Origin of the sequence: Piscinibacter lacus (genome assembly GCF_016735685.1) — a bacterium.
Lineage (GTDB): Bacteria > Pseudomonadota > Gammaproteobacteria > Burkholderiales > Burkholderiaceae_C > Aquariibacter > Aquariibacter lacus.
The window spans coordinates 1351791-1371511 of the sequence record NZ_JAERRA010000001.1 but is presented as its reverse complement, the minus strand read 5'-3'; the positions used below and the strand labels follow the sequence as shown (position 1 = coordinate 1371511).

18 protein-coding genes are annotated in these 19721 nt (G+C 70.5%); 16 read left to right on the top strand and 2 right to left on the bottom strand.

All coding sequences use genetic code 11. The annotated features are described in order from the left end of the window. Positions 1-91 precede the first annotated feature (91 nt). A complete protein-coding gene (gene ompA / locus JI742_RS06320; protein WP_201824822.1) occupies positions 92-766 on the bottom strand; it encodes an outer membrane protein OmpA in 675 nt (224 codons plus the stop codon). A gap of 344 nt (positions 767-1110) precedes the next feature. Between ompA and gyrA the strand changes: the two genes are divergently transcribed. The 12 genes from gyrA (at position 1111) to prfB (ending at position 15442) form a co-directional block, all read left to right on the top strand. Then, positions 1111-3762: a DNA gyrase subunit A gene (gene gyrA, locus JI742_RS06315; protein WP_201824820.1), complete on the top strand. Its 2652-nt coding sequence runs from the start codon at positions 1111-1113 to the stop codon at positions 3760-3762. Beyond that, positions 3759-4361 carry a DUF2059 domain-containing protein gene (locus JI742_RS06310; protein ID WP_201824818.1) on the top strand — a complete coding sequence of 201 codons (603 nt, stop codon included), beginning with the start codon at positions 3759-3761 and terminating at the stop codon, positions 4359-4361. The genes gyrA and JI742_RS06310 overlap by 4 nt, the downstream gene beginning before the upstream one ends. A 121-nt stretch (positions 4362-4482) precedes the next feature. Then, positions 4483-5586 carry a 3-phosphoserine/phosphohydroxythreonine transaminase gene (gene serC / locus JI742_RS06305; protein WP_201826441.1) on the top strand — a complete coding sequence of 368 codons (1104 nt, stop codon included), beginning with the start codon at positions 4483-4485 and terminating at the stop codon, positions 5584-5586. Further along, complete coding sequence (gene pheA / locus JI742_RS06300) at positions 5579-6688, top strand: prephenate dehydratase (protein WP_201824816.1); 1110 nt, start codon at positions 5579-5581, stop codon at positions 6686-6688. Before serC ends, pheA begins: the two co-directional genes overlap by 8 nt. Before the next feature lie 73 nt (positions 6689-6761). Beyond that, complete coding sequence (locus JI742_RS06295; protein WP_201824814.1) at positions 6762-7658, top strand: prephenate dehydrogenase; 897 nt, start codon at positions 6762-6764, stop codon at positions 7656-7658. A 63-nt stretch (positions 7659-7721) separates the two neighbouring features. Next, the gene (locus tag JI742_RS06290) at positions 7722-9809 is read left to right on the top strand and encodes a bifunctional 3-phosphoshikimate 1-carboxyvinyltransferase/cytidylate kinase (protein ID WP_201824812.1); all 2088 of its coding nucleotides are present in this window, start codon (positions 7722-7724) and stop codon (positions 9807-9809) included. 154 nt (positions 9810-9963) lie between these two features. Then, positions 9964-11676, top strand: a complete 1713-nt coding sequence (gene rpsA / locus JI742_RS06285) for a 30S ribosomal protein S1 (RefSeq protein WP_201824810.1) — start codon at positions 9964-9966, stop codon at positions 11674-11676. 182 nt (positions 11677-11858) lie between these two features. Then, complete coding sequence (locus JI742_RS06280; RefSeq protein ID WP_201824808.1) at positions 11859-12185, top strand: integration host factor subunit beta; 327 nt, start codon at positions 11859-11861, stop codon at positions 12183-12185. Between the two features lie 10 nt (positions 12186-12195). Next, complete coding sequence (locus tag JI742_RS06275) at positions 12196-12570, top strand: LapA family protein (protein ID WP_201824807.1); 375 nt, start codon at positions 12196-12198, stop codon at positions 12568-12570. Beyond that, the gene (gene lapB, locus JI742_RS06270; protein ID WP_201824805.1) at positions 12560-13726 is read left to right on the top strand and encodes a lipopolysaccharide assembly protein LapB; all 1167 of its coding nucleotides are present in this window, start codon (positions 12560-12562) and stop codon (positions 13724-13726) included. The genes JI742_RS06275 and lapB overlap by 11 nt, the downstream gene beginning before the upstream one ends. A gap of 140 nt (positions 13727-13866) precedes the next feature. Next, a complete protein-coding gene (locus tag JI742_RS06265; RefSeq protein ID WP_201824804.1) occupies positions 13867-14211 on the top strand; it encodes a ComEA family DNA-binding protein in 345 nt (114 codons plus the stop codon). Between the two features lie 126 nt (positions 14212-14337). After that, positions 14338-15442 (top strand): peptide chain release factor 2 gene (prfB, locus tag JI742_RS06260; protein WP_201824803.1). Its coding sequence is split into 2 segments (ribosomal slippage): positions 14338-14418 and positions 14420-15442, totalling 1104 coding nucleotides; the frame shifts between segments, so codons are not numbered across the junction. Between the two features lie 114 nt (positions 15443-15556). Here prfB and JI742_RS06255 read toward each other — a convergent pair. Further along, entirely contained in the window at positions 15557-16375 is an 819-nt protein-coding gene (locus tag JI742_RS06255; RefSeq protein WP_201824802.1) for a flagellin N-terminal helical domain-containing protein, read from the bottom strand. 467 nt (positions 16376-16842) lie between these two features. Here JI742_RS06255 and flhD point away from each other — a divergent pair, with 467 nt between their 5' ends. The 4 genes from flhD to motA all read left to right on the top strand — a co-directional run bounded on the left by flhD (position 16843) and on the right by motA (position 19658). Further along, positions 16843-17166 (top strand): flagellar transcriptional regulator FlhD, encoded by a 324-nt coding sequence (gene flhD / locus JI742_RS06250; RefSeq protein ID WP_182660721.1) that lies wholly within the window; start codon positions 16843-16845, stop codon positions 17164-17166. 49 nt (positions 17167-17215) lie between these two features. After that, a complete protein-coding gene (flhC, locus tag JI742_RS06245) occupies positions 17216-17755 on the top strand; it encodes a flagellar transcriptional regulator FlhC (protein WP_201824801.1) in 540 nt (179 codons plus the stop codon). A gap of 20 nt (positions 17756-17775) precedes the next feature. Beyond that, a complete protein-coding gene (locus tag JI742_RS06240; RefSeq protein ID WP_236676810.1) occupies positions 17776-18618 on the top strand; it encodes a class I SAM-dependent methyltransferase in 843 nt (280 codons plus the stop codon). A gap of 179 nt (positions 18619-18797) precedes the next feature. Further along, positions 18798-19658, top strand: a complete 861-nt coding sequence (motA, locus tag JI742_RS06235) for a flagellar motor stator protein MotA (protein ID WP_201824800.1) — start codon at positions 18798-18800, stop codon at positions 19656-19658. Positions 19659-19721: the final 63 nt, after the last annotated feature.

Here is a 19721-nt window from a genome sequence, read left to right as displayed (position 1 = left end):
GCGCGCCGGATTGCCCGGTCCTTTCGCTGGGACCAAGAAAAAACCCCGCCGGAGCGGGGTTTCGGGGTGAGCGGGGCTTGCGCCCCGGGACTCACTTGTTGCGGGTGCCGACGACCTCGATCTCGACACGGCGGTTCTGCGCGCGGCCGGCCTTGGTCTTGTTGTCGGCGACCGGCGAGGTCTCGCCCTTGCCTTCGGTGTAGATGCGGTTCTTCTCGATGCCCTTGCCGATCAGATAGGCCTTCACGGCGTCGGAGCGGCGCAGCGAGAGCTTCTGGTTGTAGGCATCCGAGCCCACCGAGTCGGTGTGGCCGACGGCGATGATGACTTCCAGGTTCAGGCCCTGGGTCTTGGCCACCAGGTCGTCCAGCTTGGCCTTGCCTTCAGCCTTGAGCACGGCCTTGTCGAAGTCGAAGAAGGCGTCGGCGGCGTAGGTGACCTTCTCGCTGACCGGGGCCGGGGCGGGCACCGGGGCAGGAGCCGGCTTGGGCGCCGGGGCAGGCGCCGGAGCCGGAGCCGGAGCGGGAGCCGGGGCGGGCGCAGGAGCGGGGGCCGGAGCCGGGGCAGGCGCGCCGTCGCAGCCCTTCAGGGCGGTCGCCGGGGTCCAGTTCGAATCGCGCCAGCAGTGCTCGTTCGAGCCGTTCTTCCAGACGGTGCCGTCGGCCGCGCGCCAATTGTCGATGGTGCCGGGTGCCGGGGTGCCAGTGGCGCAGGCGCCGAGCGCTGCCGAAACCACCACCATTGCGATCTTGTTCAGTTTGTTCATGATGCTCCTAGGGCTGTTCGCAGACGCCGCCACGAACGTCAGGGTTTATGCAAGTCGGTATGGACCCGAGCTGCGAGGCATTTCGCCTGCCGGAAAGATTCTGCCATAGCCCCCTTCCCCAACAAGTGTGGGTTTCGTGACCGCTCCATCCCGGCGCGCGCTGTTGCCGTCGGACGACAGAGCCGCGCCCTTACACTTGGCGGTTCTGGGCACGGTCCGCAGCCCCGGTTCCGGGGCGAAAGCTTGCTGTCCCTGTTCAGGGGCGGAGGCCCGGCGGCACGCTCCGCACGAGACCGCGCCCTCCCCCGGCCCCGGCCGCCTCCCCGAGACCCGTCCCCTCCTGCATGAGCGCTTTCGCCAAGGAAACCCTTCCGATCAGCCTTGAGGAGGAGATGCGCCGCTCCTACCTCGACTACGCGATGAGCGTGATCGTAGGGCGGGCCCTTCCGGACGCGCGCGACGGCCTCAAGCCGGTGCACCGGCGCGTGCTGTTCGCCATGCACGAGCTGAACAACGACTGGAACCGGCCGTACAAAAAGTCGGCCCGCATCGTCGGCGATGTGATCGGCAAGTACCACCCGCACGGCGACACGGCGGTCTACGACACCATCGTCCGGATGGCCCAGGATTTCTCCCTGCGCCACATGCTGGTCGACGGCCAGGGCAACTTCGGCTCGGTCGACGGCGACAACGCGGCGGCGATGCGCTACACCGAAATCCGCCTGGCCAAGATCGCCCACGAGATGCTGGCCGACATCGACAAGGAAACCGTCGACTTCGGCCCCAACTACGACGGCTCCGAGAAAGAGCCGCTGGTGCTGCCCACCCGGCTGCCCAACCTGCTGGTCAATGGCTCGGCGGGCATCGCGGTCGGCATGGCGACCAACATCCCGCCGCACAACCTCAACGAGATCGTCGACGCCTGCCTGCACCTGCTGAAGGTGCCCGAGGCGACGATCGAGGACCTGATGGAGATCGTCCCCGCGCCGGACTTCCCCACCGCCGGAATCATCTACGGCACGAACGGCGTGCGCGAGGGCTACCGCACCGGCCGCGGCAAGGTGGTGATGCGCGCCAAGGTGCATTTCGAGGACATCGACCGCGGCCAGCGCCAGGCGATCATCGTCGACGAGATCCCCTACCAGGTGAACAAGAAGACCTTGCTCGAGCGCATCGCCGAGCTGGTCCACGAGAAGAAGATCGAGGGCATCAGCCACATCCAGGACGAGTCGGACAAGTCCGGCATGCGGGTGGTGATCGAGCTCAAGCGCGGCGAGGTGCCCGAGGTCGTCCTGAACAACCTCTACAAGCAGACCCAGCTTCAGGACAGCTTCGGCATGAACATGGTCGCGCTGATCGACGGTCAGCCGCGCCTGTGCAACCTCAAGCAGTTGCTCGACATCTTCCTGGAGCACCGCCGCGAGGTGGTGACCCGCCGCACCGTCTTCGAGCTGCGCAAGGCGCGCGAGCGCGGCCATGTGCTGGAAGGCCTGGCGGTGGCGCTGGCCAACATCGACGACTTCATCCGCCTGATCAAGGAATCGCCGACCCCGCCGCTGGCCAAGGCCGCGCTGATGGCCCAGGCCTGGGATTCAAGCCTGGTGCGCGAGATGCTCGCCCGCGCCGCCGACCAGGCCCCGGGTGGCCGCGAGGCCTTCCGCCCCGAGGGCCTGCCCGCCGCCTTCGGCTTGCAGGCCGACGGGCTCTACCGCCTGTCCGAAGACCAGGCCGGCGAGATCCTGCAAATGCGCTTGCAGCGCCTGACCGGCCTGGAGCAGGACAAGATCGTCGGCGAGTACAAGGAGGTCATGGCCCAGATCGCCGACCTGCTGGATATCCTCGCCCGGCCCGAGCGCGTGACCACCCTCATCAGCGACGAGCTCGTCGCGCTGCGCCAGGAATTCGGCCAGACCAAGGTCGGCGCGCGCCGCAGCGTGATCGAGCACAACGTGCAGGAGCTGGGCACCGAGGACCTCATCACGCCGACCGACATGGTCGTCACGCTCAGCCACACCGGCTACATCAAGAGCCAGCCCCTGGCCGAGTACCGCGCCCAGAAGCGCGGCGGCCGGGGCAAGCAGGCGGCGCAGACGAAGGAAGACGACTGGATCGACCAGCTCTTCATCGCCAACACGCACGACTGGATCCTGGCCTTCTCGGACCGCGGCCGTGTCTATTGGCTGAAGGTCTGGGAGGTTCCGCAGGGCGGCCGCGCCAGCCGCGGCAAGCCCATCGTGAACATGTTCCCGCTGCAAGCCGGCGAGAAGATCACCGTCGTGCTGCCGCTGACCGGCTCCTTCCGCAGCTTCCCGGCCGACCACTACATCTTCATGGGCACCGCGCTGGGCACGGTCAAGAAGACCGCGCTCGACGAGTTCAGCAACCCGCGCAAGGCCGGCATCATCGCCGTGGACCTGGACGAGGGCGACCACCTGATCGGCGCGGCCCTGACCGACGGCCAGCATGACGTGATGCTGTTCAGCGATGGCGGCAAGGCCGTGCGCTTCGACGAAGGCGATGTGCGGCCCATGGGCCGCACCGCCCGCGGCGTGCGCGGCATGGCGCTGGAGCCGGGCCAGACCGTGATCGCCATGCTGGTGGCCGAAGACGAGACGCAGAGCGTGCTGACGGCCACCGAGAACGGCTTCGGCAAGCGCACCAGCATCGTCGAGTACACCCGCCATGGCCGGGGCACCAAGGGCATGATCGCCATCCAGCAGAGCGAGCGCAATGGCAAGGTCGTGGCCGCCACCCTGGTCCGGGCGCATGACGAGATCATGCTGATCACCGACACCGGCGTGCTGGTGCGCACCCGGGTCGGCGAGATCCGCGAACTCGGCCGTGCCACCCAGGGCGTGACGCTGATCGCGCTGGACGCCGGCGCCAAGCTCAGCGGCCTGCAGCGCATCGTCGAGAACGACGCCCAGGATCCCATCGCGTCCGAGCCGGAGGCCGAGGCCGGCGGCGACGAAGCCTCTTCCGGAGACCCGGCATGACCCGCCCCAGCCCCCATCCCCTGATCGGCCTGGCCCTGGGCCTGCTCGCGCTGCTGCCGCTGGGCGCGGCCGAGGCCGCCAGCCGCGAGAACGCGCAGAAGCTGCTGGCCATCCAGCAGAGCACCTTCGACGCCGTCGCCCGCAACCTGGTGGAGAGCCCGGTGCGGCAGATGCTCAGCTCGGCCGAGACCGTGCTGCGCGCCCGCGTGCCGGCCGAGAAGCGCGAAGCCGCGGCCCGGCAGGTCCAGGACGCGGCCCGCAAGTACGTCGACGAGACCCTGCCGGTCGCCCGCCGCCGCACGGCCGACCTGGCCCAGCAGATCCTGCTGCCGCAGATCGAGCAGAAGTTCAGCGACGAGGAGATCCGCCAGATCGTCGCCTTCTACGAATCGCCGGTGGCCAAGAAGCTGCAAGCCCAGTTGCCCGACCTGAACAAGGCCCTGGCCGAGCGCCTGGTGCAGGACATGCGCGGCGAGATCCAGGAGCGCATCAAGCTGCTCGACCAGCAAATGAGTGCCGCCCTGGGCCTGAACACGACGACGCCGGCGGCCGGCGCTTCGGCCGCACCGGCTGCGTCGGCCGGCAAGGCCCAGCCCTGAAGATCGCCCCCGGGGCCCTGCGCCCCACCCGCCGCCGGCTTGGTGGCCCTGCCCGCAACCGTTTTCCGCGATGAACGCTCCCCTCACCCTGCAAGCGGCCCGTGCCGCCGAACCCGGCCTGCTGCACCGCGTCTTCAACTTCTCGCCCGGGCCTTCGACCATGCCCGAGAGCGTGCTGCGCCAGGCCGCCGACGAGATGCTGGACTACCGCGGCAGCGGCGTCAGCGTGCTGGAGATGAGCCACCGCAGCCCGGCCTTCGAAGACATCCTGGGCGGGGCCGAGGCCGACCTGCGCGAACTGCTGGCCATCCCGTCCAACTACCGGGTGCTCTTCATGCAGGGCGGCGCGATCGGCCAGAACGCCATCGTGCCGATGAACCTGGCGGCGCTTCGGCCGGGCCGCAAGATCGACGTGGTCGTCACCGGCGAGTGGAGCCGCAAGAGCTGGACCGAGGCCCAGCGCTACGGCGACGTGGCCCTGGCCGCCAGCACGATGGACAGCGGCCACACCCACATGCCGCCGGCCAGCGGCTGGGCCCTGCGGCCGGACGCCAGCTATGTGCATGTGTGCAGCAACGAGACGGTGCATGGCGTCGAGCTGCATGAGCTGCCCGACCTGCGCGCGCTCGGCAGCGAGGCGCCGCTGGTGATCGACGCCTCGTCGAACATCGGCTCGCGGCCGATCGACTGGACCCGCGCGGCCCTGGTCTTCGCCGGTGCGCAGAAGAACCTCGGCCCCTCGGGCATCACCGTCGTCATCGTGCGGGACGACCTCATCGGCCAGGCCCTGCCGATCTGCCCCAGCGTCTTCGACTACCGGGTGGCGGCCGAGCAGCGCTCGATGTTCAACACCCCGCCGACCTACCCCATCTACTTGCTGGGCCTGATGCTGCAATGGCTCAAGGCCGAGGGGGGCGTGGCCGCCATCGAGCAGCGCAACCTTGCCAAGTCGGGCCGGCTGTATGCGGCCATCGACGGCTCGGGCGGCTACTACCGCAACCCGGTCGCCGTGGCCGACCGCTCGCGCATGAACGTGCCCTTCTTCCTGCGCGACGAGGCCCTGACCGACCGCTTCGTCGACGAGGCCGAGGCCGCTGGCCTCAGCGCGCTGCGCGGCCACAAGGTGGTCGGCGGCCTGCGCGCCTCGATCTACAACGCCATGCCGCTCGCCGGGGTCGAGACCCTGGTCGACTTCATGCAGGACTTCCAGCGCCGCCATGGCTGACACCCCTGCCCCGCCCGATCCCGGCCTGCTCGCCCTGCGCGAGAAGATCGATGCGGTCGACCGCGAGCTGCTCGCCCTGCTCAACCGCCGCGCCACCCTGGCCGGCGAGGTGGGCGAGATCAAGAAGCGCGAGGGCTCGGTCGTCTTCCGCCCCGAGCGCGAAGCCCAGGTCATCGACGGCCTGAAGGCCTGCAACCCGGGGCCCCTGAAGAACGACAGCGTCGCGCCGATCTGGCGCGAGATCATGAGCGCTTGCCGCGCGCTGGAGACGCCCACCCGCGTGGCCTACCTCGGCCCGGCCGGCACCTTCAGCGAGCAGGCGGCGCTGGGCTACTTCGGCAGCTCGATCGCGCGGGTCGACTGCACGAGCATCGACGAGGTCTTCCGCAGCACCACCGCCGGCGCAGCCGACTTCGGCGTGGTGCCGGTCGAGAACTCGACCGAGGGCGTGGTCGCCCGCTCGCTCGATCTCTTCTTGACCACGCCGCTGTTCATCATCGGCGAGACCAGCCTCTTCGTGCGCCACAACCTGCTGCGCCGGGACCGGCAGTTGCAGGACATCGAGGCGGTCTGCGCCCACCCGCAGGCCCTGGCGCAGTGCCACGGCTGGCTGTCCAACCACCTGCCGGGCGTGGAACGCCGGCCGGTGTCCAGCAATGCCGAGGGCGCGCGCCTGGCCGCGGCCGACCCGCGCCTGGCCGCCATCGCCAGCGAGCGCGCGGCCAGCGAGTGGGGCCTGCACATCACCGCGCCGGCCATCCAGGACGATCCGAACAACCGCACCCGCTTCGTTATCGTCACCCACCCCGACCGCCACCCGGCGCCGCGCGCCTCGGGCCACGACTGCACCAGCCTGGTCGTGTCGGTGACCAACCGGCCCGGCGCCGTGCACGACATGCTGGTGCCGCTGAAGCAGCACGGCGTGTCGATGTCGCGCTTCGAATCGCGCCCGGCGCGCACGGCCGACCAGTGGGCCTACTACTTCTACATCGACCTCCAGGGCCATCCCGACCAGCCCGCCGTGGCCCAGGCCCTGCGCGACCTGCGCGCGGTCTGCGACTACTTCAAGCTGCTCGGCACCTACCCGCTCGACGTGCACTGACGGGCCCGCACTCCGTCGGCCGCGGGCGGCCGGCGGGGCGCCGAAGCCCTTTCCCCTTCGACCCCTTCCTCCCATGTTCCAGCAGCTTGGCCTGATCGGTTGCGGCCTGATGGGCGCCTCCTTCGCCCTGGCGCTGCGCGAGGCCGGCCTGGTCCGGCGCATCGTCGGCCACAGCGCATCGGCCGCCACCGTGCAGAAGGCGCTGGCGCGCGGCGTGATCGATGCCGGCGCGGCCAGCCCGGCCGAGGCCGCCGCCGGCAGCGACCTGCTGCTGCTGGCCGTGCCGGTGGCCGCCACCGAAGCCAGCCTGGCCGCCCTGGCCCCCGCGATCGAGGCCGATGCGCTGCTGATGGACGTGGGCTCGACCAAGCGCGACGTGGTCGCCGCGGCGCGCCGCCGCCTCGGCCTGCGCCTGGCCAACTTCGTGCCCGCCCACCCGATCGCGGGCAAGGAGAAGGCCGGCCTCGACCATGCCGAGGCCGGGCTCTACCGCGAGCGCGCCCTCATCCTCACCCCGCTGCCCGAGAACCCGCCGGCCCGGGTGGAGGCCGCCGCCGCGCTGTGGCGCGCGCTCGGCAGCCGCGTGTGGCAGCTCAGCCCCGAGGCCCATGACGCGCATTTCGCGGCCGTCAGCCACCTGCCGCACCTGATCGCCTTCGCCGCCTTCCAGGCCGTGGCCGCCCAGCCCGAGGGCGCCGCCCACCTGGCCCTGGCCGGACCGGGCTTCCGCGACTTCACGCGCATCGCCGCCAGCGACCCGGCCGTGTGGCGCGACATCCTCGCCGCCAACCGCGACGAGGTGCTGCGCCAGCTCGACTTCTTCGAAGCCGAACTCGCCCGCCACCGCCAGGCCCTGCAGGCCGGCGATGCCGCGGCGCTGGAGGCCCTGATCCGCCCCCCCGCCGCCGGCCGCAGCGCCTGGACGATGGGCGGCCCGGCCGCCCTGCCGCCCGCCGCGGCGGGCGACTGAAGCCCTTCCCCCCCGATCCCGCGCCGGGCCGGCCCGGCCGCGCGCCCCGTGAACCGCCCGCCGATGTCCGCCTCCGCCGCCCGCCCGCCCTTCCTCGACCTGCCGCCTCTCGTCGCCATCGGCGGCACGGCGCGGCTGCCGGGCTCCAAGAGCATTTCCAACCGCGTGCTGCTGCTGGCCGGCCTGGCCGAGGGCACGACGCTCGTGCACGACCTGCTGGCCTCGGACGACACCGCCGTCATGCTGGAGGCGCTGCGCGCGCTAGGCTGCACGGTCACGCCCAGCGCCACGCCGGGCGGCCCGCTGGCCGTCACCGGCCTGGGCGGCCGGCTGGCGGTGAAGGAGGCCGATCTCTTCCTGGGCAATGCCGGCACGGCCATGCGCCCGCTGGCCGCGGCCCTGGCCCTTCTGGCCGCGCGCCAGGGCACGACGGGTGCCGGCTTCCGCCTGCGCGGCATCCCGCGCATGCACGAGCGGCCGATCGGCGACCTGGTCGAGGCCCTGCGCCCGCTGGGCTGCCAGGTGGCCTGCACCGGCACCGAGGGCTATCCGCCGCTGGCCCTGAGCGGCCCCAGCCCGCTGGCGCTGGATGCGCCGATCCGCGTGCGCGGCGATGTCTCCAGCCAGTTCCTCACCGCCCTGCTGCTGGCCCTGCCGCTGGTGGCCGAGGACCGGCCGCTGCATGTCGAGGTGCAGGGCGAGCTGATCTCCAAGCCCTATGTGGAGATCACGCTCAAGCTGCTCGCGCGCTTCGGCATCGCGATCGAACGCGAGGGCTGGCAGCGCTTCACCGTCCCGGCCGGCAGCCGCTACCGCTCGCCGGGCGCGGTGCATGTGGAGGGCGATGCCTCCTCGGCCTCCTACTTCATCGGCGCGGCGGCGATTGCCGCGGTCGATGCACCGCTGCGCATCGAAGGCGTGGGCGCCGAATCCATCCAGGGCGACATCCGCTTCGTCGACGCCGCCCGCGCCATGGGCGCCGACGTGACGATGGAAGCCAATGCCCTGCTGGTCAAGCGCGGCGCCTGGCCGCTGAAGGCGGTGGACCTGGACTGCAATGCCATCCCCGATGCGGCCATGACCCTGGCCGTGATGGCCCTCTATGCCCCGGGCAGGACGCGGCTGTCCAACATCGCAAGCTGGCGGGTGAAGGAGACCGACCGCCTGGCCGCCATGCGGGCCGAGCTGAGCAAGTTCGGCGCGACCGTGGTCGAGGGGCCCGACTATCTCGAAGTCAGCCCGCCGACCGGCGCTTGGCAGCGTGCGGCCATCCACACCTACGACGACCACCGCATGGCCATGTGCGCCTCGCTGGCGGCCTTCAACCCGCTGGCGCCGGGCGCGGCCGGCCAGCCGCCGGTGGGGCTGCGGGTGCTGGACCCGGGCTGCGTGGCCAAGACCTATCCGGGCTATTTCCGCGACTTCCTTGCCCTGGCGCGGGCCGAGCCCGGCGCCATCCCGGTGCTGACCGTGGACGGGCCGACCGCCTCCGGCAAGGGCACCCTGGCCTCGGCCGTGGCCGAGCGCCTGGGCTACCACCACCTCGATTCGGGCGCGCTCTACCGCGCCTGCGCGCTGGCCGCGCAGCGCGCCGGCATCGCGCCGGATGACGCGCCGGCCCTGGCCGCGCTGGCCGCCGCGCTGCCGCTGCGCTTCGAGGGCGGCCGGGCCCTGCTCGGCACGCCGGGCGAGGACGTGACCGACCGGCTGCGCGACGAGGCCATCGGCCAGATGGCCTCGCAGATCGCCGCGCTGCCGGCGCTGCGCGCCGCCCTGCTCGACTGGCAGCGCCGCTGCCGCCGCCTGCCCGGCCTGGTGACGGACGGCCGCGACATGGGCACCGTGATCTTCCCGGATGCGCAGCTCAAGGTCTTCCTGACGGCCAGCGCCGCGCAGCGCGCCGAGCGGCGCCTGCGCCAGCTCGGCGCAGCCGGCGTGTCGGCTACACTACCGGCCCTTCTGGCTGACCTTGAAGCGCGCGACGCACGGGACCGTTCCCGCAGCAGCGCCCCGCTGAAAGCGGCCGAAGATGCGCGAGAACTCGACAACTCGGCGCTGACGATCGAAGCCTCGATCGCGCAGTTGCTGCGCTGGTGGGACGACGCGCAGGGTGAGGCCCCGTCCGGCCCGGAGCACGCTCCGGCCGCCTGAGGCCCGACCCGCAGGATGGGCGGCCTCACCGCCGCCCAGGGCCCGCGCCCTTCCCTCCCTGGCCCGACGGGCCGCCCGAGGGCGCGGATTCAACCATCAACCGCCGTCTCCGCGGCGATACCGCTGGCGCCCGCCGGCCCGGAAGATCCATCCCATGCCCCAAACCGCTCCCGCCTACCAAGGTTCGGAATCGTTCGCCGCGCTCTTCGAGGAGTCGCTCCACAAGTCCAACATGCGCGCCGGCGAGGTCATCTCCGCCGAGGTGGTGGCTGTCGAGCACAACTTCGTGGTCGTGAACGCCGGCCTGAAGTCCGAAGCCTATGTGCCCATCGACGAGTTCCGCAACGACCAGGGCGAGCTTGAAGTCCAGGTCGGCGACTTCGTCGCGGTGGCGATCGACGCCATCGAGAACGGCTACGGCGACACCATGCTGTCGCGCGACAAGGCCAAGCGCCTGGCTTCGTGGCTGTCGCTGGAGACCTCGCTGGAATCCGGCGAGTTCGTCACCGGCACGGTGAGCGGCAAGGTCAAGGGCGGCCTGACGGTGCTGGTCAACGGCATCCGCGCCTTCCTGCCGGGCTCGCTGCTCGACACCCGCCCGGTGAAGGACATGACGCCCTTCGAGGGCAAGACCATGGAGTTCAAGGTCATCAAGCTCGACCGAAAGCGCAACAACGTTGTGCTGTCGCGTCGCGCGGTGGTCGAGGCCTCGATGGGCGAGGAGCGCGCCAAGCTGCTGGAGACGCTGCGCGAGGGCGCCATCGTCAACGGCGTGGTCAAGAACATCACCGAATACGGTGCCTTCGTCGACCTCGGCGGCATCGACGGCCTGCTGCACATCACCGACATGGCCTGGCGCCGTGTCCGTCACCCGACGGAAGTGGTGCAGGTCGGCCAGGAACTGACCGCCAAGGTCCTGAAGTTCGACGCCGAGAAGATGCGCGTCAGCCTGGGCCTGAAGCAGATGGGCGACGATCCCTGGATCGGCGTCTCGCGCCGCTACCCGAACAGCACCCGCCTGTTCGGCAAGGTCACCAATATCGCCGACTACGGTGCCTTCGTCGAGATCGAACCGGGCATCGAAGGCCTGGTGCACGTCTCCGAAATGGACTGGACCAACAAGAACGTCGCCCCCAGCAAGCTGGTGACGATGGGCGAGGAGGTCGAGGTCATGGTGCTGGAGATCGACGAGGACAAGCGTCGCATCTCGCTGGGCATGAAGCAGTGCCGCGCCAACCCCTGGGAAGAGTTCGCCCAGAACCACAAGCGTGGCGACAAGCTGTCGGGCCCGGTCAAGTCGATCACCGACTTCGGCGTCTTCGTCGGCCTGGCGGCCGGCATCGACGGCCTGGTGCACCTGTCGGACCTGTCCTGGCACGAGCCGGGCGAGGCCGCCGTGCGCAACTACAAGAAGGGCCAGGAAGTCGAGGCGCTGGTGCTGGCCATCGACGTGGACCGCGAGCGCATCAGCCTGGGCATCAAGCAGCTCGATGGGGATCCCTTCGCGACCTACACGACGATGAACGACCGCGGCGCGACCGTGACCGGCACCGTCAAGACGGTGGACGCCCGCGGCGCCGAGATCCAACTGACCCCGGACGTGACCGGCTACCTGCGCGCCAGCGAGATCTCCCGCGACCGCGTGGAAGATGCCCGCAACGTGCTGAAGGACGGCGACGAAGTCACCGCCCTGATCATCAACGTGGATCGCAAGACCCGTTCGATCCAGCTCTCGATCAAGGCCAAGGACAACGTCGAGCAGCAGGAAGCCATGCAGCGCATCTCGCAGTCGAACGAGCGTGAGAACGCCGGCACGACCAGCCTGGGCGCGCTGCTCAAGGCCAAGCTGGATCAGGGCAACAACTGATCCGCGGCCGCGGGCCCGACGCCGGACGGCCTTCGGGCCCCGGGCGTCGAGGGTCCATCCAGCGACGGGGGCTTCGGCCCCCGTCGTCATTTCCGGCCCCGCCGCGGCAGGCGTTAAGCTGCGCGGCCGCGTGTCCGGCCTGGGCGGGCCGGGCCCGCAGCCTCCTCCCGATCATGATGACCATGACCCGTTCCGACCTGGTGAACCTGCTGGGCGAGCGCTTCCCCCAGCTCACCCACCGCGACGCCGAGTTCGCGGTGAAGACCATGCTCGATGCGATGAGCGATGCGCTGGCCCAGGGCCACCGCATCGAGATCCGCGGCTTCGGCAGCTTCTCGATCAACCGCCGGCCGCCGCGCATGGGCCGCAACCCGCGCTCGGGCGAGCAAGTGCCGATCCCCGAGAAGCTGGTGCCGCATTTCAAGCCGGGCAAGGCCCTGCGCGAGTCGGTCGATGCGGCCGGCGCGCGTGCCCCGGCGGCGGGCGAGGCCGACCGGGCCGACGCCTAGAATCGATCGCATGCGGGTCTTGACCTGGCTCCTGCGGGCCTTCCTCTTCTTCACGCTGTTCGCCTTCGCGCTGAACAACCAGGACGAGGCCGCGGTCCGCTGGTTCTTCGGCCACGAATGGCGCGCACCGATGGTCTACATCGTGCTCGCCGCCTTCGCGCTGGGTTGCGCGCTGGGCGTGCTGGCCATGCTGCCGAGCTGGTGGCGCCACCGCCGCCGCGCGCAGGAGCGCCAGGATGCCGCCGCCGAGACCGCCCCGGTTGGCAGCGAACCCGGCCGGTCTGCCGCCGCCGGCGGCGCAGCCGATCTGCGGCCGCCCCCCCTTCCCGACCTGCCGGCCCTGGGGCCGCGCGATGCCCTGCGCGGCACCCCCGATGGATCTTAACCCCACCCTGCTCTCGCTGCTGCCGCTGGCGGTCATGGCCGCCTTCGGCTTTGGCTGGCTGGCCGCCCGCTTCGACCTGCGCCAGTGGAAGCGCGAACAGGCCGACTCGCCCAAGGCCTACTACCGCGGGCTGAACCTGCTGCTCAACGAACAGCAGGACAAGGCCATCGATGCCTTCATCGAGGCCATGCAGCAGGACCCGGGCACCGCCGACCTGCACTTCGCGCTGGGCAATCTGTTCCGCCGCCGCGGCGAGTACGAGCGCGCCGTGCGTGTCCACGAGCATCTGCTCGCCCGGGGCGACCTGGCCGAATCCGAGCGCGCCCGCGCGCAGTTCGCCCTGGCGCAGGACTTCCTCAAGGCCGGCCTCTTCGATCGCGCCGAAGCCGCCTTCCGCACGCTGGACGGCAGCGCCTTCGCCACCGATGCGCGGCTGGAGCTGCTCGGCCTCTACGAGCGCTCGCGCGACTGGCATGCCGCCATCGAGACCGCGCGCAAGCTCGAATCCAGCGGCGCCGGCTCCTTCGCCGCCCGCATCGCCCATCATGCTTGCGAACTGGCGCTGGAAGCCGACGCGCGCCAGCGCCCCGAGGAAGCCCGCGCCGCGCTGGCGCGGGCCCGCGAAGCCGCACCCCAGGCCCCGCGCCCGCAGGTGCTGCAGGGCCTGGCCCTGGCCCGCGCCGGCCAGCCGGCCGAGGCCCTGGCCGCCTGGCAGCCGCTGCTGGTCAGCCAGCCCAGCATCGCGGCCCTGGTGGCCGGCGAGATCGCCACCGCGGCCCGGGCCGCCGGCCAGGTCGAGGCGGTGCGGGCGCGGCTGCTGGAGGCCTACCGCCTCGCACCCAGCCAGGACCTGCTGAACGCCCTTCACCAACTGACCGACGATCCCCAGGCCCAGGCCAGCCTGCTCAACGAGGCCCTGGCCAGCCGGCCCGGCCTGTCCGGCGCGGCCGCCCTGCTGCGCCACCAGGCGGCGCAGGGCGAAGGCCTGAACCCGGCCCAGACCGAGACCCTGGCCCGGGTTGTCGCGGCCGGTGCGCGGCCGCAGCAGCGCTACCGCTGCGCGGCCTGCGGCTTCGAGGCGCAGAACTACTTCTGGCAATGCCCCGGCTGCCAGACCTGGGACAGCTACCCGCCGCAGCGCCTGGAAGACGCCTGAGCGGCCGCGCCGCGCGCAGCCCTACAAGCTGGGGAGCGCAGCCCCACTTCCGAGGGGCTGCCGGCCCGCCGCCGGATCGGCCGCCTGCCTAGAGTGGTTCGCAGCCGGCAAGCCGCCGGCGCCACCTGGGAGACATGCTGATGAACACCCCCCTGCGTCGCCTGATCGCCTGCGGCCTGCTGCTGGGCTGCGCCGCCGGTGCGGCCTGGTCCGCGGTCGACGTGAACCGCGCCGACCAAGCCAGCCTGGAATCGGTCAAGGGCATCGGTCCGGCCCTGTCGGGCAAGCTGCTGGCCGAGCGGCAGAAGGCACCCTTCCGCGACTGGAGCGACCTGATCGGCCGCGTCGGCGGCGTCGGCCCCGGCAGCGCCCAACGCCTGTCGGATGCCGGCCTCACCGTCGAAGGCAAGCCCTATGCGCCCGGCGGCAGCGCCGCGCCGGCCGCCCCGCGCCCGGCCCCGGCCCGGCCGGCTGCCAGCCGCTGAGGCCACGGCGCCACCGGGAGGGCGGTGGCGCCCAGCCGCAAGCCAAGGGCCGGCCGGTGCAGTGCGAAAATCGCGGGTTTCCGGCCATCCTGGCCGGCCCTGCACCGACCGAACGCCCGAGACCCCATGGACATCGAACGCATCAACGCCATCGGCAGCCGCCTTGCCGACCTCGCCCACCGGACCGCTGAACTCCGGAGGTATCTTTGACTGGGATGAAAAGTCCCGTCGTCTGAGCGAGGTCAATGCCGCGCTCGAGGATCCGACCGTCTGGAACGATCCCAAGAATGCCCAGGCCCTGGGCCGCGAGAAGAAGTCGCTCGAAGCGGTGGTCGAGACCATCGCCAGCCTGGAGCGCAACCTGGCCGACAACGGCGAGCTGTACGAGCTGAGCAAGGCCGACGAGGACCTGGACGGCCTGGCCGTGATCGAGGCCGAGTCTGTCACCCTGGCCGAGCAGGTCGAGGGCCTGGAATTCCGCCGGATGTTCAACAACCCGGCCGATCCCATGCCCTGCTTCCTGGACATCCAGGCCGGTGCCGGCGGCACCGAGGCCTGCGACTGGGCGCAGATGCTGCAACGCCAATACCTGCGCTACTGCGAGCGCAAGGGCTTTGCCGTCGAGGTGATGGAAGAGACCGAGGGCGACGTGGCCGGCATCCGCAGTGCGACGCTGAAGATCAGCGGCGACTACGCCTTCGGCCACCTGCGCACCGAGACCGGCGTGCACCGCCTGGTCCGCAAGAGCCCCTTCGACAGCTCGGGCGGCCGGCACACCAGCTTCGCCAGTGTCTTCGTCTATCCCGAGGTCGACGACTCGATCGAGATCGAGATCAACCCGGCCGATGTGCGCACCGACACCTTCCGCGCCAGCGGCGCCGGCGGCCAGCACATCAACAAGACCGACTCGGCGGTGCGGCTCACCCACATCCCGACCGGCATCGTCGTGCAGTGCCAGAACGACCGGTCGCAGCACCGCAACCGCGACGAGGCCTGGCAGATGCTGCGCGCGCGCCTCTATGAGCACGAGATGCGCAAGCAGCGCGAGCAGCAACAGAAGCTGGAGGACAGCAAGACCGATGTGGGCTGGGGCCACCAGATCCGCAGCTATGTGCTGGACCAGAGCCGCATCAAGGACCTGCGCACCAATGTCGAGGTCTCGGCCACCCAGAAGGTGCTGGACGGCGACCTGGACGGCTTCATCGCCGCCAGCCTGAAGCAGGGCGTCTGAGCCCCGGGGCTCAGACCCTGAGCCTGGCCCCTGAAAGCACAAGCCCCTGCCGGCGCGATGCCGGCAGGGGCTTTCTGTCCTCTGGGCCCGCGCCTTGCGGGCCCGGGCGTTCGATCAGCGCAGCAGCGACAGCACCTGCTGCGGCAACTGGTTGGCCTGGGCGACCATGGCGGTGCCGGCCTGCTGGAGGATCTGCGCCTTCGACAGGTTGGCGGTCTCGGCGGCGAAGTCGGCATCCATGATCCGGCCGCGGGCGGCCGAGGTGCTTTCCACGCTCACCTGGAGCTGCGAGATCACCGCCTCGAAGCGGCTCTGGAAGGCACCAGCCTGGGAGCGCGCGGTGTTGAGCGTGTCGAGATCGGTGTCGATGTCCGCGATGACGGCGGTGGCGCCTGCGGCGGTGCTGATGTCGGCGGCCGCGTAAGCGGTCAGCGCGGTCATGTCGAAGTCGGTGGCGGCGGTGATCACGTCGGTGCCGTCGGCACCGATCTGGAAATCGGTGCTGGTGAAGCTGCCGTCGAGCAGGTTGATGCCGTTGAACTTCGCGTTGTCGCCGACGCGGGCGATTTCCTCGACGAGCTGGTCGGCTTCCGATTGCAGGTTGGCGCGGTCGTCGTCGCTGATCGAGCCGCTGGCCGACTGCACGGCCAGCTCGCGGATGCGCTGCAGGTTCTCGCCGATCTTGCCCATCGCGCCTTCCGCCGTCTGGAACAGCGAGATCGCGTCATTCGCATTGCGCTGGGCGACGTTCATGCCACGCACCTGGGCATTCATGCGCTCGGCGATGGCGAGGCCGGCGGCATCGTCCTTCGCGCTGTTGACGCGCATGCCGGACGACAGGCGCTGCATCGAGGTGGCAAGCATCGACTGCGAGCCGCCCAGATTGCGCTGGGCATTGAGCGAGTAGTTGTTGGTGTTGACGGTCATGACCATGATGGGCTCCTTGACGGGATGAGAGACCCGGCTTGCGCCGGCGATAGAAGGACGGTGATGCTGGTTCCAGGGTGGCAAGCGGCATGCACCGATCTGCCTGCCCGCCGACCGGGCCGAAGCCCGTCCGGAAGGCGCTCGCCCGACGCAAGGGGCCTGCGCGCCGCCGGTCCTTGTAAGGCGGCTGCAGGGGTCCTTGCCGGACCGCGGGATCGATCGTTCGACCCGTTGGCTGCTTATCGGAAGCCGCCTGCGCGGACTTGAGGGGCCCTCGGAAAAACACCGTGTTGCCGCCCGCCGTGTAGGAATTTGTCCGACACGCCTGTCTCCCTGCCAGCACCTCGCAAACAGCGCCAGGCTGATTCAAGCCGGGCGGGGGCCTGCCTACAGTTCATTCCACGGTGATCGCAAAAACAAAGCGCCGATCGCCCGCCAGATCCCTCCCCCCACCCGACACGCAGGAAGCCGCCATGACCACCGAACAGATCCTGATGGAGATCCGCGAAGCCAACCTCTCCTACCTGATGCTGGCGCAGAGCCTGATCCGCCGCGACCGCGAGGAGGCGCTGTTCCGCCTGGGCCTGTCGGAGGAAGCGGCCGACCTGCTGATCACCCTGAGCCCGGCCCAGTTGATGAAGGTCGCCTCGGGCAACCAGTTGCTGATGCGCATGCGGGTGGACGACGAGATGGTCTGGGGCCTGCTGACCAACCACGGCCGCAGCGCCGCCAACGAGGGCGTCAGCCGCCTGCACGCCAGCATCCTGATGGCCGGCCGGCACCAGGAAGCCGCCTGAGTCCGCGCTGCACCCGACCCCGCACCAGCACCTGAATCCGGAGCCCGCCATGAGCCGCAGCAAGAGCCTTCTGACCGAAGCCAAGCAGATCGAGACCGCCGTCACGCTGATCCAGCTCGGCGCCCGCCTGCAGGTGCTGGAGTCGGAGACCGACCTGTCCTACGAGCGCCTGCTGCGTCTCTACAAGGAAGTCGCCGGCAAGTCGCCCAGCAAGGGCCAGTTGCCCTTCAGCACCGACTGGTTCATGACCTGGCAGCCCAACATCCATGCCAGCCTCTTCCTGAACATCCACGAGTACCTGAACAAGAGCGCGGCCCTCGACGAGATCGAGACCATCATCAAGGCCTACCGGCTCTACATGGAGCAGATCCAGACCCAGGGCCTGGAGCCGCAGCTCTCGATCACCCGCGCCTGGCGCCTGGTGAAGTTCATCGACAACGGCATGCTGACCATGACCCCGTGCAGCCAGTGCGGCGGCCACTTCGTCACGCATCCGCACGAGATCGCCAAGCACTACGTCTGCGGCCTGTGCAATCCGCCGGCCCGCGCCGGCAAGGGCAAGGCCAGCGGCGCACTGCAACTGCACTGAGCGCCTGCGCGCGTCGCACCATGTCCGCCAACATCACCCGACTTCCGGAGCGCGAGCCCGTGTCGACCGGTCGGCCCCTCAGCCTGGCCTGGCCGCTGCCGGCGGTCGCCGCCTGGACCAGCGCCTGGGCGCTCCAGATCCTGCTGGGCCATGCCGGCCTGGGTCAGGCGCCGGCGGCCCTGCTGGCCTGCCTGCTGCCGCTGGCCTTCCTGCCCGGCGCGGACAGCCGCATGCGCCAGGTCTGCCTGCTGCTGGGCTATCCGGTGATGCTGCTCGGCGGCCTGCTGGCCGGCGTGCTGCCGGCCTGGGTCTGGCTGCTGCCGCTGGGCCTGCTGCTGCTGCTCTACCCGCGATCGGCCTGGCGCGATGCGCCGCTCTACCCCACCCCCGCCCAGGCCCTGGACGGCCTGGCCGAGCGCCTGCCCCTGCCGGCCGAGCCCCGCATCCTCGATGCCGGCTGCGGCCTGGGCGACGGTCTCAAGGCCCTGCGCGGCGCCTACCCGGATGCACGGCTCGAAGGCATCGAGACCAGCCTGCCCCTCAGCCTGGTCGCCCGCCTGCGCTGCCGCGGCGCCGCGATCCGGCGCGGCGACCTGTGGGGCAGCGACTGGGAGGGCCTGGACATGGTCTACCTCTTCCAGCGGCCCGAATCCATGCCGCGCGCCCTGGCCAAGGCCCAGGCCGAGCTGGAGCCCGGCGCCTGGCTGCTGAGCCTGGCCTTTCCCCTGCCCGGCATGCGGGCCGATCTGCGGCTGCCGGCCGGCGGCCACACCCTCTACGCCTACCGCGCGCCCTTCCGGGCCGCGAGTGTCCGGCCCCTGGGCCTGCGCCGGCGGATCGACGAGGGCCGGAACGCGGCCTGAGCCCGCCGCAAAGCATCTTGCGTGTTGTTCTCCTGGTGGCGTTTGGAGCGCCTTGACGGCGGATCAGTCCCTGATCCGCCGCTTTTTTTGGGGCCTTGCCCCGGCGGACTTGGGGGACGATGGGCCTGAACAGCGCTCGCCCTCCTCTTCCCTGACTTCCTCCTGCGGATTCGCCAACCATGTTCGTCATCATCGGCTGGGTCGTCGTGCTCGGTTGCGTGTTCGGGGTCTTCATCGCCCACGGCGGCAACATGGGCCCCATCCTCAAGGCCCTGCCCTGGGAGATGGGCATGATCGGCGGCGCCACGCTGGGTGCCTTCCTGGTCAACAACCAGATGAAGGTGGTCAAGGCCACGGTGGCCGGCACCCTCTCCTGCTTCAAGGGCAGCAAGTACACCAAGGCGCGCTACATGGCGCTGATGGCCCTGCTCTACGACATCTTGCAGAAGGCCCGAAAGGACGGGCTGATGGCCATCGAGAAAGATGTCGAGGAGCCCGACAAGTCGCCGCTGTTCCAGAAGTACCCCGAGGTCGGCAGCGACCACCATGTGGTCGAGTTCATCACCGACTACCTGCGCATGATGGTCAGCGGCAACCTCAATCCGCACGAGATCGAATCGCTGATGGACAGCGAGATCGAGACCCACCACAACGAGGCCCATGCCCCCGTGGCGGCCATTCAGCGCGTGGCGGGCGGCCTGCCGGCCTTCGGCATCGTCGCGGCCGTGCTGGGCGTGGTGAAGACCATGGGCTCGGTGGGCCAACCGCCCGCCGTGCTGGGCGCCATGATCGGCTCGGCCCTGGTCGGCACCTTCCTCGGCATCCTGCTGGCCTATGCCTTTGCCGAGCCGGTAGCCGGCCTGCTGGAGCAGAAGGTCGAGGAAGGCAGCAAGGAGCTGCAATGCATCAAGACCACGCTGCTGGCCTCGATGCAGGGCTATGCCCCGGCCATCGCCATCGAGTTCGGCCGCAAAGTGCTTTATTCCACCGAGCGCCCCACCTTCGCCGAGCTCGAAGGCCACGTCAAAGGCAAGAAATGAGCCCCCCCCCGGAGCGCCTGCGGCGCACCCCCCCGAGGGGGGCGACGCCAGCGGACCGGCGAA

Bases quoted from the DNA above. Each gene is read 5' to 3' on its own strand.
- ompA (WP_201824822.1), bottom strand. From the start codon at position 766: ATGAACAAACTGAACAAGATCGCAATGGTGGTGGTTTCGGCAGCGCTC.
- gyrA (WP_201824820.1), top strand. From the start codon at position 1,111: ATGAGCGCTTTCGCCAAGGAAACCCTTCCGATCAGCCTTGAGGAGGAG.
- JI742_RS06310 (WP_201824818.1), top strand. From the start codon at position 3,759: ATGACCCGCCCCAGCCCCCATCCCCTGATCGGCCTGGCCCTGGGCCTG.
- pheA (WP_201824816.1), top strand. From the start codon at position 5,579: ATGGCTGACACCCCTGCCCCGCCCGATCCCGGCCTGCTCGCCCTGCGC.
- JI742_RS06295 (WP_201824814.1), top strand. From the start codon at position 6,762: ATGTTCCAGCAGCTTGGCCTGATCGGTTGCGGCCTGATGGGCGCCTCC.
- JI742_RS06290 (WP_201824812.1), top strand. From the start codon at position 7,722: ATGTCCGCCTCCGCCGCCCGCCCGCCCTTCCTCGACCTGCCGCCTCTC.
- rpsA (WP_201824810.1), top strand. From the start codon at position 9,964: ATGCCCCAAACCGCTCCCGCCTACCAAGGTTCGGAATCGTTCGCCGCG.
- JI742_RS06280 (WP_201824808.1), top strand. From the start codon at position 11,859: ATGACCCGTTCCGACCTGGTGAACCTGCTGGGCGAGCGCTTCCCCCAG.
- JI742_RS06275 (WP_201824807.1), top strand. From the start codon at position 12,196: ATGCGGGTCTTGACCTGGCTCCTGCGGGCCTTCCTCTTCTTCACGCTG.
- lapB (WP_201824805.1), top strand. From the start codon at position 12,560: ATGGATCTTAACCCCACCCTGCTCTCGCTGCTGCCGCTGGCGGTCATG.
- JI742_RS06265 (WP_201824804.1), top strand. From the start codon at position 13,867: ATGAACACCCCCCTGCGTCGCCTGATCGCCTGCGGCCTGCTGCTGGGC.
- JI742_RS06255 (WP_201824802.1), bottom strand. From the start codon at position 16,375: ATGGTCATGACCGTCAACACCAACAACTACTCGCTCAATGCCCAGCGC.
- flhD (WP_182660721.1), top strand. From the start codon at position 16,843: ATGACCACCGAACAGATCCTGATGGAGATCCGCGAAGCCAACCTCTCC.
- flhC (WP_201824801.1), top strand. From the start codon at position 17,216: ATGAGCCGCAGCAAGAGCCTTCTGACCGAAGCCAAGCAGATCGAGACC.
- JI742_RS06240 (WP_236676810.1), top strand. From the start codon at position 17,776: ATGTCCGCCAACATCACCCGACTTCCGGAGCGCGAGCCCGTGTCGACC.
- motA (WP_201824800.1), top strand. From the start codon at position 18,798: ATGTTCGTCATCATCGGCTGGGTCGTCGTGCTCGGTTGCGTGTTCGGG.